We start from the raw sequence: 14,612 nt of genomic DNA on the forward strand, positions 1-14,612 counted from the left end.
CCATGACCGTACGCCGCAGAGCAGCAACGCTCGCCGCCACCGCCACCGTGCTCTGTGCGGCCGCTGCCCCGGCCGCGATCGCAGCGCCGTCCCCGTCGCCCTCGCCGTCCGCCGCGCTGCCGTCCGGGCTGTACGGCACGAAGGACCCCACCTACGACGGGGTCTGGCGGCAGTCGCTGGCCTTCCTCGCCCAGCGGGTCGAGGGCGTCACGCCCGCCACGGAGTCGGTGGACTGGCTGATCACGCAGCAGTGCTCCAACGGCGCCTACGCCGCGTACCGGCCCGACGTCTCCCAGCCGTGCACCGAGAAGACCGTGCTGGACACCAACGCCACCGCGGCCGCCGTCCAGGCGCTCGTCGAGGTGGGCGGGCACGGGGAGACCGTGAACAACGCGGTCCGCTGGCTGAAGTCCATACAGAACGAGGACGGTGGCTGGGGCTACGCCGCGGGCGCGGCCAGCGACGCCAACTCCACCTCGCTGGTCATCGGCGCCCTCGCCCGGCAGGGCCAGCGGCTCGGTGACATCACCACCCCGGGCGGCAAGACGCCCTACGACCCGCTGCTGGGGCTCGCGATACCGTGCGGCGGCAAGGACGGCGGCGCCTTCGCCTACCAGCCCGACAAGGCCGGGAAGCTCGCCGCCAACGCGGACGCCACCGCGGCCGCCGTGCTCGGCACGATGGGCAAGGCCCTGGCCGTCGGGAACAACCCCTCGTCCAAGGCGCCCAGCTGCCACCCCGGCTCCGGTCTCACGCCCGAGCAGGCCGCCCAGAACGGCGCCCACTTCCTCGCGGACGCGCTCGCCGCCGACGGTCATCTCGACCTGGCACCGATGCCCGGCGCCGCCGACTCCACCCCGCAGCCCGACTTCGGCAACACCGCGGACGCGGTCGTCGCGCTGTCCGCCGCGGGCCACCAGGACAAGACGACCAAGGCCATGACCTGGCTGAAGAAGAACTCCGGGCCCTGGGCCGAGCAGAGCGGCCCCGCCGCGTACGCACAGCTGATCCTGGCCGCGCACGCGACCGGCGCCGACGCCCGCCACTTCGGCGGCGTCGACCTCGTCGACCGGCTGAACGCGACCGGTCCGGCGCCCGCGGCCATCACGACGCCCGACCCGGCCGCCGACACCGGGTACGTCGCCACGGAGAAGGACGAGGTCCACAGCGGGGACGACGTGATCGGCGGTGTGTGGTGGTACATCGGCATCGGTCTCGTCGTCGGTGCGGGCGCCGGCTTCCTGATCAGCGGCCGCCGGAAGAACCGGCAGCTGTGAGGCGGGCGGGAAGGGCCGCCGCTCTCCTGGTGGTCCTGAGCGCCGTCCTGGCCGTGCTCGGCGCGGGGACGGCCCAGGCGGCCGGCTACCGGTACTGGTCGTTCTGGGAGGGCTCCGGCACGGGCTGGACGTACGCGACCCAGGGCCCGTCCCTGGTCCGGCCGGACGACGGCACGGTGCAGGGCTTCCGGTTCGCGGTGAGCGAGGACTCCCAGGACTCTGCGAAACCGCGCCGCTCCCCCGACTTCGCGGAGATCTGCGCGGACACCCCGGCCAAGGACGGCAGCAAGCGGGTCGCGCTGGTCATCGACCCGGGCACGGCGGCGGACGCTCCAACCGGGGAGACACCGCCCGCGCCGCGTACCGCGTGCGCGCAGGTCGACCCGGACGCGAGCACCGCGGAGGCGCTCGCCTCGGTGGCCAAGCCGCTGCGCTACAGCAGCGACGCGCTGCTCTGCGCCATATCCGGGTACCCGGGCTCGGGCTGCGGCGAACAGGTCTCGGGCGACGGGCACGGAACGCCTGCCGCCTCCGCGTCCGCGGCTCCCGCCGAGTCCGCCGCCGGCGGCTCCGGTGGCTCCGGCGGTGGTCCGTCCGCCGGGGTGCTCGTCGGTGTCGGCGCCGTTCTCGTCCTCGGCATCGCCGCGGTCGCACAGGCCCGCCGTCGCCGCGGATGACCGCCCCGACCACCGGCCCGGTCCGGCCGCGCCGCCCGCTGCGCGCCCCCGGGGCGACCCGCGGCAACGCCCTGCCCGCCGGGGCCTGGTGGCTGTGGGCGCTCGGCCTCGCCACTGCCGCGTCCCGGACCACCAATCCGCTGCTGCTCGGGCTGCTGGTGGGGGTGGCGGGCTATGTGGTCGCGGCGCGCCGTACGGACGCGCCGTGGGCCCGTTCGTACGGGGCCTTCATCAAGATCGGGCTGTTCGTCGTCGGTGTGCGGCTGGTCTTCTCCGTCTTTCTCGGTTCGCCGATCCCCGGTACGCATCCGGTGTTCACCCTCCCCGAAGTGCCGCTGCCCGACTGGGCGAAGGGGGTCAGGATCGGTGGCCGGGTCACCGCCGAGCAGTTGCTCTTCGCGCTGTACGACGGGGCGAAGCTGGCCACCCTGCTGATCTGTCTCGGTGCGGCGAACTCGCTCGCCAACCCGGCCCGGCTGCTGAAGTCGCTGCCCGGCGCGCTGTACGAGGCGGGGGTCGCCGTCGTCGTCGCGATGACGTTCGCGCCGAACATGGTCGCCGATGTGGTGCGGCTGCGCACCGCACGGCGGCTGCGGGGCCGTCCGACCGCCGGTATCAAGGCGGTCCTCCAGATCGGGCTCCCGGTCCTGGAGGGCGCGTTGGAGCGGTCGGTCGCGGTGGCGGCCTCGATGGACGCGCGCGGATACGGGCGCAGCGCCCAGGTCCCGCCCGCCGTCCGGCACACCACGAACGTCCTCACGCTCGGCGGGCTGCTCGGGGTGTGCGCGGGTACGTACGGGCTGCTGGCCGCGCAGGGCGCGGTGTACGGCCTGCCGCTGCTCGTCGCCGGGCTGGTCGCCGCGCTGGCCGGGCTGTGGCTCGGCGGGGCCCGCTCGGTCCGTACCCGCTACCGGCCCGACCGGTGGGGTGCGCGTGCCTGGCTGGTGGCGGGTTCGGGGGTCGCCGTGGCCGTGGCGATGATCTGGGCGGGCGAGGTCGACGCGGAGGCGCTGCACCCCGGAGTCGTACCGCTGGCCGCGCCGGTGCTTCCGCTGTGGCCCGCGGCCGCGGCGCTGATCGGGCTGCTGCCCGCGGTGGTGGCGCCCGTGCCGCCGTCGCCGGGCGCCCCGCGTTCCAAGGAGATCCAGTGATCCGGTTCGAGCAGGTCTCGGTGCAGTACGAGGGGACGGAGCGCCCCACCCTCTCCGGGGTCGATCTGACCGTGCCCGAGGGCGAGTTGGTGCTGCTCGTCGGTCCGTCCGGGGTCGGAAAGTCGACGCTGCTGGGCGCCGTCTCCGGTCTCGTACCGCACTTCACCGGCGGCACGCTGCGCGGCCGGGTCACGGTCGACGGGCGCGACACCCGTACCCACAAACCACGTGAACTCGCCGATCTGGTCGGCACGGTGGGCCAGGACCCGCTGTCCCACTTCGTCACCGACACGGTCGAGGACGAGCTGGCGTACGGGATGGAGTCGCTGGGGCTGGCTCCCGACGTGATGCGGCGGCGGGTCGAGGAGACCCTCGACCTGCTGGGTCTGGCCGGGCTGCGCGACCGGCCGATCGCCACGCTCTCCGGCGGCCAGCAGCAGCGGGTCGCGATCGGCTCGGTCCTCACCCCGCACCCGAAGGTCCTGGTCCTCGACGAGCCGACGTCCGCGCTGGACCCGGCGGCGGCCGAGGAGGTCCTCGCCGTGCTGCAACGGCTGGTGCACGACCTGGGCACGACGGTCCTGATGGCGGAGCACCGGCTGGAGCGGGTGGTGCAGTACGCGGACCAGGTCGTCCTGCTGCCGTCGCCGGGCGCCGCACCGGTCATGGGCGCGCCCGCGGACATCATGGCCGTCTCCCCGGTCCACCCGCCGGTCGTCGCACTGGGCCGGCTGGCGGGCTGGGAGCCCCTGCCGCTCTCGGTCCGCGACGCCCGACGCCGGGCGTCGGACCTGCGGGACCTGCTGGCGCGGACACAGCCGGGCGGAGCGGCTGGTGCTATCGGTGTACCCGGGATGCACGAGGCTGCGGGGACGACCGGTGCGGCCGGGATCGCGCTGGCGCCGCTGCCCGCCGTCCCGGCGCCGCGGCGTGGGATGCTCGCCCGGCTGCTGGGCCGCGGCACACCCACCACCGCCGCTTCCGAGCCGGTCGTCGACGCCCCCGCACGGGTCGAGCGGCTCGGCGTACGGCGCGGGCGCGTCGAGGCGCTGCACCGGGTGACGCTCGCCGTCGCCGCCGGCGAGACCGTCGCCCTGATGGGCCGCAACGGTGCGGGCAAATCCACCCTGCTGGCCACGCTCGTCGGCATGGTCGAGCCCACCACGGGCACCGTCCTCGTCGGCGGCCGGGCCCCGCACCGTACGCAGCCGCGCGAGATGGTGCGCCGGGTCGGACTCGTACCGCAGGAACCACGCGATCTGCTGTACGCGGACACGGTCGCCGCCGAGTGCGCCGCGGCCGACGCCGACGCGGGCGCCGCCGCGGGCAGCTGCCGCGCCCTGGTCTCCGAGCTGCTGCCCGGTGTGCCGGACGACACCCATCCCCGTGACCTCTCCGAGGGCCAGCGCCTCGCGCTCGCCCTGGCCGTCGTGCTGACCGCGAGGCCCCCGCTGCTGCTCCTGGACGAGCCGACCCGCGGCCTGGACTACGCGGCGAAGGCCCGGCTGGTCGGGGTGCTCCGCGGCCTCGCGGCCGAGGGCCACGCGATCGTCCTGGCCACGCACGATGTGGAACTCGCCGCCGAGCTGGCGCACCGGGTGGTGATACTCGCCGACGGGGAGACCGTCGCGGACGGGGAGACCCGGCAGGTGGTGGTCTCCTCCCCGGCCTTCGCCCCGCAGACCGCGAAGATCCTCGCCCCGCAGGAGTGGCTGACCGTGGCGCAGGTGCGCGGCGCGCTGGGAGCCGCGTCGTGAGCGGGAACCGGACACGGCCGGTACGGCTCGGGCCGCGCGCGATCGCCGCGCTCGTCCTCATCAGCGCGATCGGCGTGGTCGCGTTCGGCTGGCCGCTGCTGGCCGGTGCCGACTCCGGCCTGGCGCACTCCCAGGACGCGCCGTGGCTGTTCGCCGCGCTGCTGCCGCTGCTGGTCGGCGTGGTCGTCGCGATGATCGCGGACTCCGGCCTCGACGCGAAGGCGGTGGCGATGCTGGGGGTGCTGGCCGCGGTCGGCGCCGCGCTGCGCCCGCTGGGCGCGGGCACGGCGGGGCTGGAACCGATGTTCTTCCTGATGGTGCTGAGCGGCCGGGTGCTGGGGCCCGGCTTCGGCTTCGTGCTCGGCTCGGTGACGATGTTCGCGTCCGCGCTGCTCACCGGTGGAGTGGGGCCGTGGATGCCGTTCCAGATGCTGTCGATGGGCTGGTTCACGATGGGCGCGGGCCTGCTGCCGGGCCCGGACCGGCTGCGCGGGCGGGCCGAGTTGCTGATGCTCGCGGCGTACGGGTTCGTGGCCGCGTTCGCGTACGGCACGGTGATGAACCTGTACGGCTGGACGATCGTGCCCGGGCTCGGCTCGGGGATCTCCTTCCACCCGGGGGACCCGCTGCCGGAGAACCTGGTCCGCTTCCTCGCCTATTGCACGGCCACGTCGCTCGGCTGGGACCTCGGCCGGGCCGTGCTCACCCTGGTGCTGACCCTGGCCATCGGCGCGACGCTGCTGAAGGCGCTGCGCCGGGCCACGCGCCGCGCCGCCTTCGAGGCCCAGGTCGCGTTCGACGCCCCCGGCGAGTAAGAGGAGCTCACAAAATGGGAGTCCGATCAGCTCGCGGCGTCTGGTGCGTGCGATCGCAAGGCGCTGGAAGGTCCTCGGATGGGGTCTCCCCTGCTCTTCAAGAGCTCGGGGAAGGAGCTACCAGGGCATTTCGGCAACGCAGCGAGCGTGCGTGCCAGGCGTCGCGAGCCGGGCGCCCATTTTCGTGAGCTCCTCTAAGGGACACCGCGAAGCCGATGATCGGCGACGCCGCGCTGTTCCCGGAACCCCATGACCTCGCGCGAAGGCACCGACCGCCGGTCGGTACCGGCCGGCACTGGCAAAAATCAGCAAATGACTACTTCCTATAACTTGGCCAACTTAATTACTCGTTGGTCCATCTAGGCGCATTTTGGTCCGCTGTCCGTGCCTGTCGGCCGCCGAAGCGTTGTCACGTACGTGGAACCTCGTGAATTCTGGGATCGGAACACTCTTCTGGCGGAGGCCTTTTGCGCCAGCGACGAACGCATGCGTCTGGCACAGGCTCTGCTGGACGAGGCGCAGGCGGAACGGAGCAGAATGCTCGCGGCGTTCGCCGTCACGGTCGGCGACGACGGCTCGATCGCGGACATGATGGGCCTGAACGAGCGCGAAGTGCGATTGGCGCGACGCACGGTGGGCCGCGGTGACGCGAGGTCCCTCGCCAAGGAGCTCCTGAACCGGGCCCGACAAGCGGCGCAGGAGGTGGCGGACGAACCCCCTTCCGCACCCGAGGTCCCCGTAGCGCATCCGCGCGAAGAGGTGCCCGTCGCACCGCTCGCCGCATCACCGGAAACGCCACCGGTCCCGGCTCCTCCCCCTCCCCTGCTGCCGCCCGCCGAGGTGGACATCCCCGTCGCCTGGTCGCCCAGCATGGACTCCGTGCTGCTGTGGAGCTGGGAGTCCGGTCTCGACGTACAGACGGTCGCCGCCGAACTCGGCCTGGACGTGCGGGCGCTGCTGACGCGCATCCAGGAGCTCGCGAACGACGGACGGCTCACGCTCTCGACCCCGGTCCCCGAGGTGAACCGGTCCGGGCGCCACCGCCGCCAGCACGAAGACGGATACGCCACCCTGTTCGGCCCCACCACCACGTTTCCCACCCACATGCCGTACTGAGCGGCGCCACCGGGTTCAGCGCCGCGCGGCGACCGCGTCGAACCAACGCACGATCTGCGGCCCCGACTTCATGTACGTGGCGTTGTGGCCGGTCGAACCCTGGTCGACCACGGGTGCCCGGACACCGTGCGCGGCCAGATCGGCGGCGCAGTCACGGGCATTGGCGATCGGTACGTCGGTGTCGCCGGACGAGGAGTAGAGGCGTACGGGGACGTCCGGCTTCCAGGCACAGTTGCCGTCCTGGGCGCGTACCGCGGACAGGAGGGCGCCGGCGGGGCGCTGGACCTGCCGGTAGTAGTCGTCGGTGAGCAGTTCCTTCAGCGTCGCGGGCAGCGCCGGGATGATCTGCTCCTCGGTGTGGTTGGTGTCGAAGAGGTCGTCGACGATTCCCGCGTACGGCTCCCGGAACGCCTCGGAGGCGTCCTTGTACAGCGGGTGGAGCCTGTTCTGCGCGGTGAGGAAGTAGGTCATGTAGAAGTTGCCGCTGATGTCGTTGACCCTGCCGTCGAACAGGGCGGGCATCTCGGCGTGCTCGATGTCGTACGGCCCCGAGACGGGGGCGAGGGCGCGGAGCCGGAAGTGCCGGTCGACGCCGTTGCCGAGGGCCCTGCCCAGCGCCATCGCGACCTGGCCGCCCTGGGAGAAGCCGCTGGCGTACACATCGCCGGTGAGCGGGCGGTTCAGGCGCAGCGCGGCGGTGCGGGAGGCCCGCAGCATGTCGACGGAGGCGGTGACGGCGGACTTTGTGTCCATGTACGGGTGGCGGCCCGGGCCCTTGCCGAGGCCCAGGTAGTCGGGGGCGGCGACGGCGCGGCCCGCGGAGGCGTGGAGGTAGGGCGCGAAACGGCCGAAGTCCTCGCCGACGGAGGGTGCGTAGTCGCGGTGGGCCATCGTGCCGTGGGTGTCGGAGACCAGGTCCAGGCGGTGCGGGCCGCCCTTGGGGAGCGCTAGGAGGCCGGTGGCGGTGGTGGGTGCGCCCTGCGGCGTGACGGTGCGGTAGGTGAGGCGGTAGGCGCGCAGGCCGTGCCGGACGCTGTCGGTGCCCATCCCCCCGGAGGCGAGGAAGCGGGCGACATCGGCGCGGTCCAGGTCGGCCACGGGGGTGATGTCCAGCAGGGTGCCTCTGCCGTGCGCTTCGGTCGAGCGGGACGACCCGGTCCCACCGGTGGGCTGCTGGGCGGCGGCCGGTGCGGTGCCGAGTGCGGCCAGGACCACCACGGCTGCGGCCGTCACCCTTCGACGGGCGGCGCGGCGGCGCTTGTGATCGTCCCACGTTCTTGTGTGCGTACGGCTGTTGTTGTCCATGGCCATGAAGCTACGCAGCCGCACGCCGCGCCGGTACCGGCGTGGCCCCCCGACCGGAGGTACACCTGGCAACACCTCCGGTCCGGGGTCCTCCCTGCTGGACGGGCCGCGCGCTCACAGCCGCTGGATGATGGTCCCCGTCGCCAGCGCGCCGCCCGCGCACATCGTGATCAGCGCGAACTCCTTGTCACGGCGCTCCAGTTCGTGCAGGGCCGTGGTGATCAACCGGGCCCCGGTGGCGCCCACCGGGTGGCCGAGCGCGATGGCGCCACCGTTGACGTTGACCTTTTCGAGGTCCTGCTCGAAGACCTGGGCCCAGCTCAACACCACCGAGGCGAAGGCCTCGTTGATCTCGACGATGTCGATGTCCTTGAGCGACATCCCGGCCTTGCCGAGCACCGCGCGGGTCGCGTCGACCGGTCCGTCGAGGTGGAAGTGCGGGTCGGCGCCGACCAGCGCCTGCGCGACGATCCGGGCGCGCGGCTTGAGCTTGAGCGCCCGCGCCATCCGTTTTGACGCCCACATGATCGCGCAGGCGCCGTCGGATATCTGCGAGGAGTTGCCCGCGGTGTGGACCGCGGTGGGCATGACCGGTTTGAGCCGGCCGAGCCCCTCCATCGTGGAATCCCGCAGCCCCTCGTCCCGGTCGACCAGGCGCCACATGCCCTGCCCGGCCGCCTGCTCCTCCTCGGTGGTCGGCACCTGGACCGCGTACGTCTCCCGTTTGAACCGTTCTTCGGCCCAGGCGACGGCCGCCCGCTCCTGCGAGATCAGCCCGAGCGAGTCGACGTTCTCCCGGGTCAGCCCGCGTTTGCGGGCGATGCGTTCGGCGGCCTCGAACTGGTTGGGCAGGTCCACGTTCCACTCGTCGGGCCAGGGCTTGCCCGGTCCGTGCTTGGAGCCGCTGCCCAGCGGCACCCGCGACATGGCCTCGACGCCGCAGCTGATGCCGATGTCGATGACTCCGGCCGCGACCATGTTGGCGACCATGTGGGAGGCCTGCTGCGAGGAGCCGCACTGACAGTCCACGGTGGTGGCGGCGGTCTCGTACGGAAGACCCACGGTGAGCCAGGCGTTGCGGGCCGGGTTCATCGACTGTTCGCCGGCGTGGGTCACCGTGCCGCCGACGATCTGTTCGACGCAGTCGGCGTGGATGCCGGTGCGGCCGAGGAGTTCTCGATAGGTCTCGCCCAGCAGATAGGCGGGATGCAGATTGGCGAGCGCGCCTCCACGCTTTCCGATGGGCGTGCGTACGGCTTCGACGATGACGGGTTCCGCGGCCATGAGCTCGTCCTCTCCTCGCCCTTCCGCAGGGGCGTCCCGGCGCCCGCGGAAGGAATCAGCGCCCCTCCCGGCAAGCTCTGCCCCGGGGCAAACGCTGCCAGTCACGGCACTAGTACGCGTTCTAGTTATCCATGCAGTCTTATGAGGCTTACCCCCGGTACGCAAGGGTCGTGCACGCACCTTGCGCCCACTTCGTGCCTGCTTCACCCACCCTTCACGCAACAGATCGGGCCGCCCCTCTTGCCAGTTGTAGAACTCGTTACTACCTTTCGGGCAACTTCTGATGGGCCGTCAGACACCTTTCGGGCGGCCCTCGGACCGACCTGGAGTTGCCGATGCCCTGCCCCCATCTGCCCGAAGGGTTCGACTTCACCGACCCCGATCTGCTTCAAGCCCGCATACCGCACCCGGAGTTCGCGCAGATGCGGCAAACCGCACCGGTCTGGTGGTGTACCCAGCCGGCCGGTATCTCCGGTTTCGACGACGAGGGCTACTGGGTCGTCACCCGGCACGCGGACGTCAAGTACATCTCCACGCACCCCGAGTTGTTCTCCTCGAACACCAACACCGCGGTCATCCGCTTCAACGAGTCGATCGACCGCGACCAGATCGAGGTCCAGAAGCTGATCATGCTGAACATGGATCCGCCCGAGCACACCCGGGTCCGTCAGATCGTCCAACGGGGTTTCACACCCCGGGCGATCCGCTCCCTGGAGCAGGCTCTGCGCAGTCGCGCCCGCTCGATCGTCGAGACGGCGCTCACCGCGGCCGACGACGACGGCTCCTTCGACTTCGTCACGAACATCGCCGTCGAACTGCCGCTCCAGGCCATCGCCGAACTCATCGGCGTACCGCAGGAGGACCGGTCCAGGATCTTCGACTGGTCCAACAAGATGGCCGCGTACGACGATCCGGAGTACGCGATCACCGAGGAGGTCGGCACCGAGGCGGCCATGGAGATCGTCTCGTACTCGATGAACCTGGCGGCCGCCCGCAAGGAGTGTCCGGCCAAGGACATCGTCTCCCAGCTGGTCGCCGCGGAGGGGCAGGGGAACCTCTCCTCCGACGAGTTCGGCTTCTTCGTGATCCTGCTCGCCGTCGCCGGCAACGAGACCACCCGTAACGCCATCAGTCACGGCATGCACGCCTTCCTCACCCACCCCGACCAGTGGGAGCTCTACAAGAGCGAACGGCCGGAGACGACCGCCGAGGAGATCGTCCGCTGGGCCACCCCCGTGGTCTCCTTCCAGCGGACCGCCACCCAGGATGTCGAACTGGGCGGGCAGCAGATCAAGAAGGGCGACCGGGTCGGGCTGTTCTACTCCTCGGCCAACAACGACCCCGAGGTCTTCGAGAGTCCGGGGACCTTCGACATCTCCCGCGATCCCAACCCGCACCTCGGCTTCGGCGGCGGCGGTCCGCACTTCTGCCTCGGCAAGTCCCTTGCCGTGATGGAGATCAACCTGATCTTCAACGCGATCGCCGATGTGATGCCGGACCTGCGGCTGGTCGGCGACCCGCGGCGGCTGCGCTCGGCGTGGCTCAACGGGATCAAGCAGCTTCAGGTCAGCACCGCCGTCGACGCCCGGCACTGACTCCGCCGGAAGCCGGGAGGCGGAAGCTCAGGACGGCGGGGGCCGGGGGCCTCCTTCGCACGCCCCGGCCCCCGCCGTCCGTACCGGCACACGCCCGCACCCCGTCCGAACCCCCGGTCAAGAAGCGCACAACAGCGCGAGGATCATGGCGGGCATGCACGCCCTGCTCTCCGCCTTCGCCCCCATCTGGATGCTCACCGCGATCGGCTACGCGATCGGCCGCAGCGGTCTCCTCGGGCAGCAGGCGGAGGCCGTGCTCGGCCGGTTCGTCTTCCATGTGGCCATGCCCGCCGCCCTGTTCACCATGGTTTCCGGGGCGCGTCTCGACGCCTTCGCCAACTCCTCGATGGTGGCCTTCGCGGCAGGCACGGCGCTGGTCTGCGGTCTCGGCTTCGTGGTCTCGGGCCGACTGTTCGGCCGGGGCACGGCCGACCGGGCGATCGGCAGCATGGCGTCCGGCTACGTCAACTCCGCCAACCTCGGCATTCCGGTGGCGGTCCAGGTGCTCGGCGACGCGTCGTTCGTCGCTCAGATCATCCTGTTCCAGGTGCTGTTGGTCTCCCCGGTGATCCTGACGCTGCTGGACACGGGATCGGGCGCGGGGCCGCGGCCGGGGGCGGGGGCGGGCTCCGGGAAGGGCCTGGTGTTCCGGCGGATGCTGACCATGCCGGTGCGCAACCCCGTCATCATGGCCTCACTGCTGGGCGTCGTCGTCTCCGCGCTCGGACTGCGACTGCCGCACGCCCTCGCCCACTCCTGTGACGTCCTCGGCGCCGCCGCCGTGCCGACGGCCCTGATCACGCTGGGTCTGTCCCTGAACGTCCGCCCGGCGACCGGTGTTCCGGCGATACGGCGCGCGGAGGGCGGTGAGCACGCGGAGCCCGACTGGGCCGGGGTGCGTACGAAACGTGCGGAGGTCGTGGTGGCCGTCGCGCTCAAGACGCTGGTCCAGCCCCTGATCGCCTTCGTCGTCGGCGGCCCGCTGCTGAGTCTGCCGGACCATCAGCTGCTGGCCGTCGTGCTCTGCTCCGCGCTGCCGACCGCTCAGAACGCCTTCATCTACGCCCAGCAGTACGGCCTGGACACCCGCGTGGCCCGCGACTCCGTGGTGGCCTCGACGGTGGTGTCCATGGCGACGCTGTCCCTCGCCACCTGGGCCCTGGGCACGTCCTCCTGAGCCGTTCGAGTGGCGGCGCCGGGCCGGTGGGCGGATGCTGGTCAGGCGGCGATCCATGCCGAAGGGGTGCCGGAACGGGGGTTTCGTCCCGGCACCCCTTCGGCGCCTGAGAGCCTGTCGGACGACCTACAGGCCCTGATGCTGCTTGCTGCCCACCGCGTCGTCGGCCGGTCTCGGCACCGGCACCGAAACGGCCAGGTCGTCCTGCGGTTTCGCCGCCGCCGGCACGGTCGGCAACCGCAGTCTCCGGGGCCCCGACAGAACGTGGGTCAGCCCGAAGCCGAGCGCGACGACAGCCGCACCGCCCACCGCGTCCAGCACCCAGTGATTGGCCGTGGCGATGATCGCGGAGACCGTGAACAGCGGGTGCAGCAGCCCCAGCGCCTTCATCCACGGCTTCGGGGCCAGCATGACGATGACCACACCGCACCAGAGCGACCAGCCGAAATGCAGCGAAGGCATCGCCGCGTACTGATTGGTCATCGCGGTCAGCGTCCCGTAGTCCGGCTTCGCGAAGTCCTGGACGCCATGGACCGTGTCGATGAAACCCAGCCCAGGCATCAACCGGGGCGGGGCCAGCGGGTAGAGCCAGAAGCCGATCAGCGCGAGAAGCGTGGCGAAGCCTATGGAGCTGCGGACCCAGCGGTAGTCGGCGGGGCGTCGTACGTACAGCACACCGAGGATCGCCAACGGCACGATGAAGTGGAACGTCGAGTAGTAGTAGTCGAAGAACTCCTTCAGCCAGGCGACCTCGACGACCGCGTGGTTGACCCAGTGCTCGATGTCGATGTGCAGCCACTGTTCGAGGGAGTGGATCTGACGGCCGTGGTGTTCGGCCGTGGCGCGGCCCGCCGTCGCCGCGAGCCTGACCTGCGCGTACGCGGAGTACACGACCCTGATCAGGAGCAGTTCCAGCAGCAGGTTGGGCCGGCTGAGCACCCGCCGCCAGAACGGCAACAGGGGAACGCGGCGCCAACGGGCCGGAGCCGGGACCGCGTAGTCGGTCGGGATCGGCCGCTGCCAGTACGGCGACGTGCGCGGCAGGAACGGCACCGCGCAGGCCGCGCCGAGTGCCGCGATCAGCAGCACGTTGTCGCGCAGGGGGAAGACCACCGCCACGTTCGGCAGCAGCATCGTCCCCGGCAGCGTGATCACGAGCACCACGACCGCCGGCCACACCAGCCGGTCGGAGGCCCGCTTGCCGACCCGGCCGACCACGGCGAGCAGCACCCACAGCAGTTGGTGCTGCCAGGCGGTCGGCGAGACGGCGACGGCGACGCAACCGGTCACGGCGACGGCGAGCAGTAGCTGCCCGTCGCGGGCGTACCGTACGGCGCGGCGGAGCCCGAGGCAGCAGACGACGGCCGCCAGCACCGCGAGCAGCACGATTTCGAGCGGGCCCGCCAGACCGAACCGGAGCAGCGCGCCGTGCAGGGACTGATTGGCCAGGCTGTCCGGATTGTCACCGAGCCCGGCGCCCGCGACATGGTGCACCCAGTAGGTCCACGAGTCGCTCGGCATCGCGGCCCAGGCCAGGGCGGTGCAGGCGGCGAATGTGGTGCCGCCGGTCACCGCGGCCCGCCGGCGGCCGGTGAGCCAGAGCAGGACCGCGAAGAGCAGCGCAGTCGGCTGGAGCGCGGCCGCGATCCCGATCAAAAGGCCCGAGGCGCGTTCCCCGCGGACCGCGAAACAGGCCAGCAGCACCAGCAGAACCGGCAGGATGCTGGTCTGCCCCAGGTGGAACGCGTTACGGACCGGCAGGGACACCATCAGCAGGCTGATCGCGACCGGGGCGGCCAGCAGTGAGGTGCGGCGGGTGACCGGACCCGGCAGCGCGCGGGCGGCGGCGATGCCCAGTGCGGCGACGAGCAGCAGCGAACCGAAGGTCCAGGCGACGCCCAGGCTCTGTTCCGCCGTCCGGGTCAGTGGCTTCAGCACGAGCCCGGCGAACGGGGTGCCGGTGAACCGGTCGCTGTCGTACAGCGAGCCCGTCACATGCAGGACACCATTCTCACCGATCCAGGTCTCCAGATCGGTGAGCCGTTCCCCCGGCGGCTGCCGCAGCACCACCGCCATCTGCCGGACGGCCAGTGCGGCCACAACCAGCCAGAGCAGGGCCCGGGCAACCCCGGTCCTCGCCCCCGTCGCCGCGTCTCCGCGCACACTGTGCTCCGCGTTCGCCACGCTGCGCCGACCCTCCCGCCGTTCCTGTGCCCGTCCCCGGACCTGGACGTGCTGTGAAACCTTCGCATTGCGCTATGGGATAGACACAATCAACCCCCTCTTCGCCTGACTGTCATCCTCCTTTTCTCGAAAGAATGACCGAAAATTCGCTCGTACTGGACCGGTCCGGCCCACTCCCCCGGCCGGGTCCGGAACCGGAACCGGAACCGGATCAGTGGGGTCCACGGTCCCCGGGTGCTGCGGTCCGACGGCACCAGCCGGTGGCGACCGCAAA

Annotated in this window: 11 protein-coding genes; 8 read left to right on the plus strand and 3 right to left on the minus strand. The window is 71.7% G+C overall.

Annotation, left to right across the window (positions count from 1 at the left end; all coding sequences use genetic code 11):
- Positions 1 to 2 precede the first annotated feature (2 nt).
- The 6 genes from ACZ7L9_RS03100 (at position 3) to ACZ7L9_RS03125 (ending at position 6,793) form a co-directional block, all read left to right on the plus strand.
- The gene (locus tag ACZ7L9_RS03100) at positions 3 to 1,277 is read left to right on the plus strand and encodes a prenyltransferase/squalene oxidase repeat-containing protein (RefSeq protein ID WP_471412039.1); all 1,275 of its coding nucleotides are present in this window, start codon (positions 3 to 5) and stop codon (positions 1,275 to 1,277) included.
- Positions 1,274 to 1,954: an SCO2322 family protein gene (locus tag ACZ7L9_RS03105; RefSeq protein WP_471412041.1), complete on the plus strand. Its 681-nt coding sequence runs from the start codon at positions 1,274 to 1,276 to the stop codon at positions 1,952 to 1,954. Before ACZ7L9_RS03100 ends, ACZ7L9_RS03105 begins: the two co-directional genes overlap by 4 nt.
- On the plus strand, positions 1,951 to 3,105 hold the full coding sequence (locus ACZ7L9_RS03110; protein WP_471412043.1) for an energy-coupling factor transporter transmembrane component T: 1,155 nt from the start codon (positions 1,951 to 1,953) through the stop codon (positions 3,103 to 3,105). Before ACZ7L9_RS03105 ends, ACZ7L9_RS03110 begins: the two co-directional genes overlap by 4 nt.
- Positions 3,102 to 4,862 carry an ABC transporter ATP-binding protein gene (locus tag ACZ7L9_RS03115; protein WP_471412045.1) on the plus strand — a complete coding sequence of 587 codons (1,761 nt, stop codon included), beginning with the start codon at positions 3,102 to 3,104 and terminating at the stop codon, positions 4,860 to 4,862. The genes ACZ7L9_RS03110 and ACZ7L9_RS03115 overlap by 4 nt, the downstream gene beginning before the upstream one ends.
- Complete coding sequence (locus ACZ7L9_RS03120; protein WP_471412047.1) at positions 4,859 to 5,677, plus strand: ECF transporter S component; 819 nt, start codon at positions 4,859 to 4,861, stop codon at positions 5,675 to 5,677. The genes ACZ7L9_RS03115 and ACZ7L9_RS03120 overlap by 4 nt, the downstream gene beginning before the upstream one ends.
- A gap of 486 nt (positions 5,678 to 6,163) precedes the next feature.
- Positions 6,164 to 6,793, plus strand: a complete 630-nt coding sequence (locus ACZ7L9_RS03125) for a hypothetical protein (RefSeq protein WP_471412049.1) — start codon at positions 6,164 to 6,166, stop codon at positions 6,791 to 6,793.
- A gap of 15 nt (positions 6,794 to 6,808) precedes the next feature.
- On the opposite strand, the gene ACZ7L9_RS03130 is transcribed toward ACZ7L9_RS03125, so the two are convergent.
- Positions 6,809 to 8,104, minus strand: coding sequence for an alpha/beta fold hydrolase (locus ACZ7L9_RS03130; protein WP_471412758.1), 1,296 nt, complete (start codon positions 8,102 to 8,104; stop codon positions 6,809 to 6,811).
- A gap of 108 nt (positions 8,105 to 8,212) precedes the next feature.
- A complete protein-coding gene (locus tag ACZ7L9_RS03135; protein ID WP_471412050.1) occupies positions 8,213 to 9,382 on the minus strand; it encodes a steroid 3-ketoacyl-CoA thiolase in 1,170 nt (389 codons plus the stop codon).
- Positions 9,383 to 9,717: 335 nt separating this feature from the next.
- Here ACZ7L9_RS03135 and ACZ7L9_RS03140 point away from each other — a divergent pair, with 335 nt between their 5' ends.
- Positions 9,718 to 10,977 (plus strand): cytochrome P450, encoded by a 1,260-nt coding sequence (locus ACZ7L9_RS03140; protein ID WP_471412052.1) that lies wholly within the window; start codon positions 9,718 to 9,720, stop codon positions 10,975 to 10,977.
- A gap of 154 nt (positions 10,978 to 11,131) precedes the next feature.
- On the plus strand, positions 11,132 to 12,154 hold the full coding sequence (locus ACZ7L9_RS03145) for an AEC family transporter (RefSeq protein ID WP_471412054.1): 1,023 nt from the start codon (positions 11,132 to 11,134) through the stop codon (positions 12,152 to 12,154).
- 126 nt (positions 12,155 to 12,280) lie between these two features.
- Here the strand turns inward: ACZ7L9_RS03145 and ACZ7L9_RS03150 are convergent, their stop codons facing one another.
- Positions 12,281 to 14,317, minus strand: coding sequence for a bifunctional glycosyltransferase 87/phosphatase PAP2 family protein (locus ACZ7L9_RS03150; RefSeq protein ID WP_471412759.1), 2,037 nt, complete (start codon positions 14,315 to 14,317; stop codon positions 12,281 to 12,283).
- Positions 14,318 to 14,612 lie beyond the last annotated feature (295 nt).

Source organism: Streptomyces sp. NPDC111516, assembly GCF_055635345.1.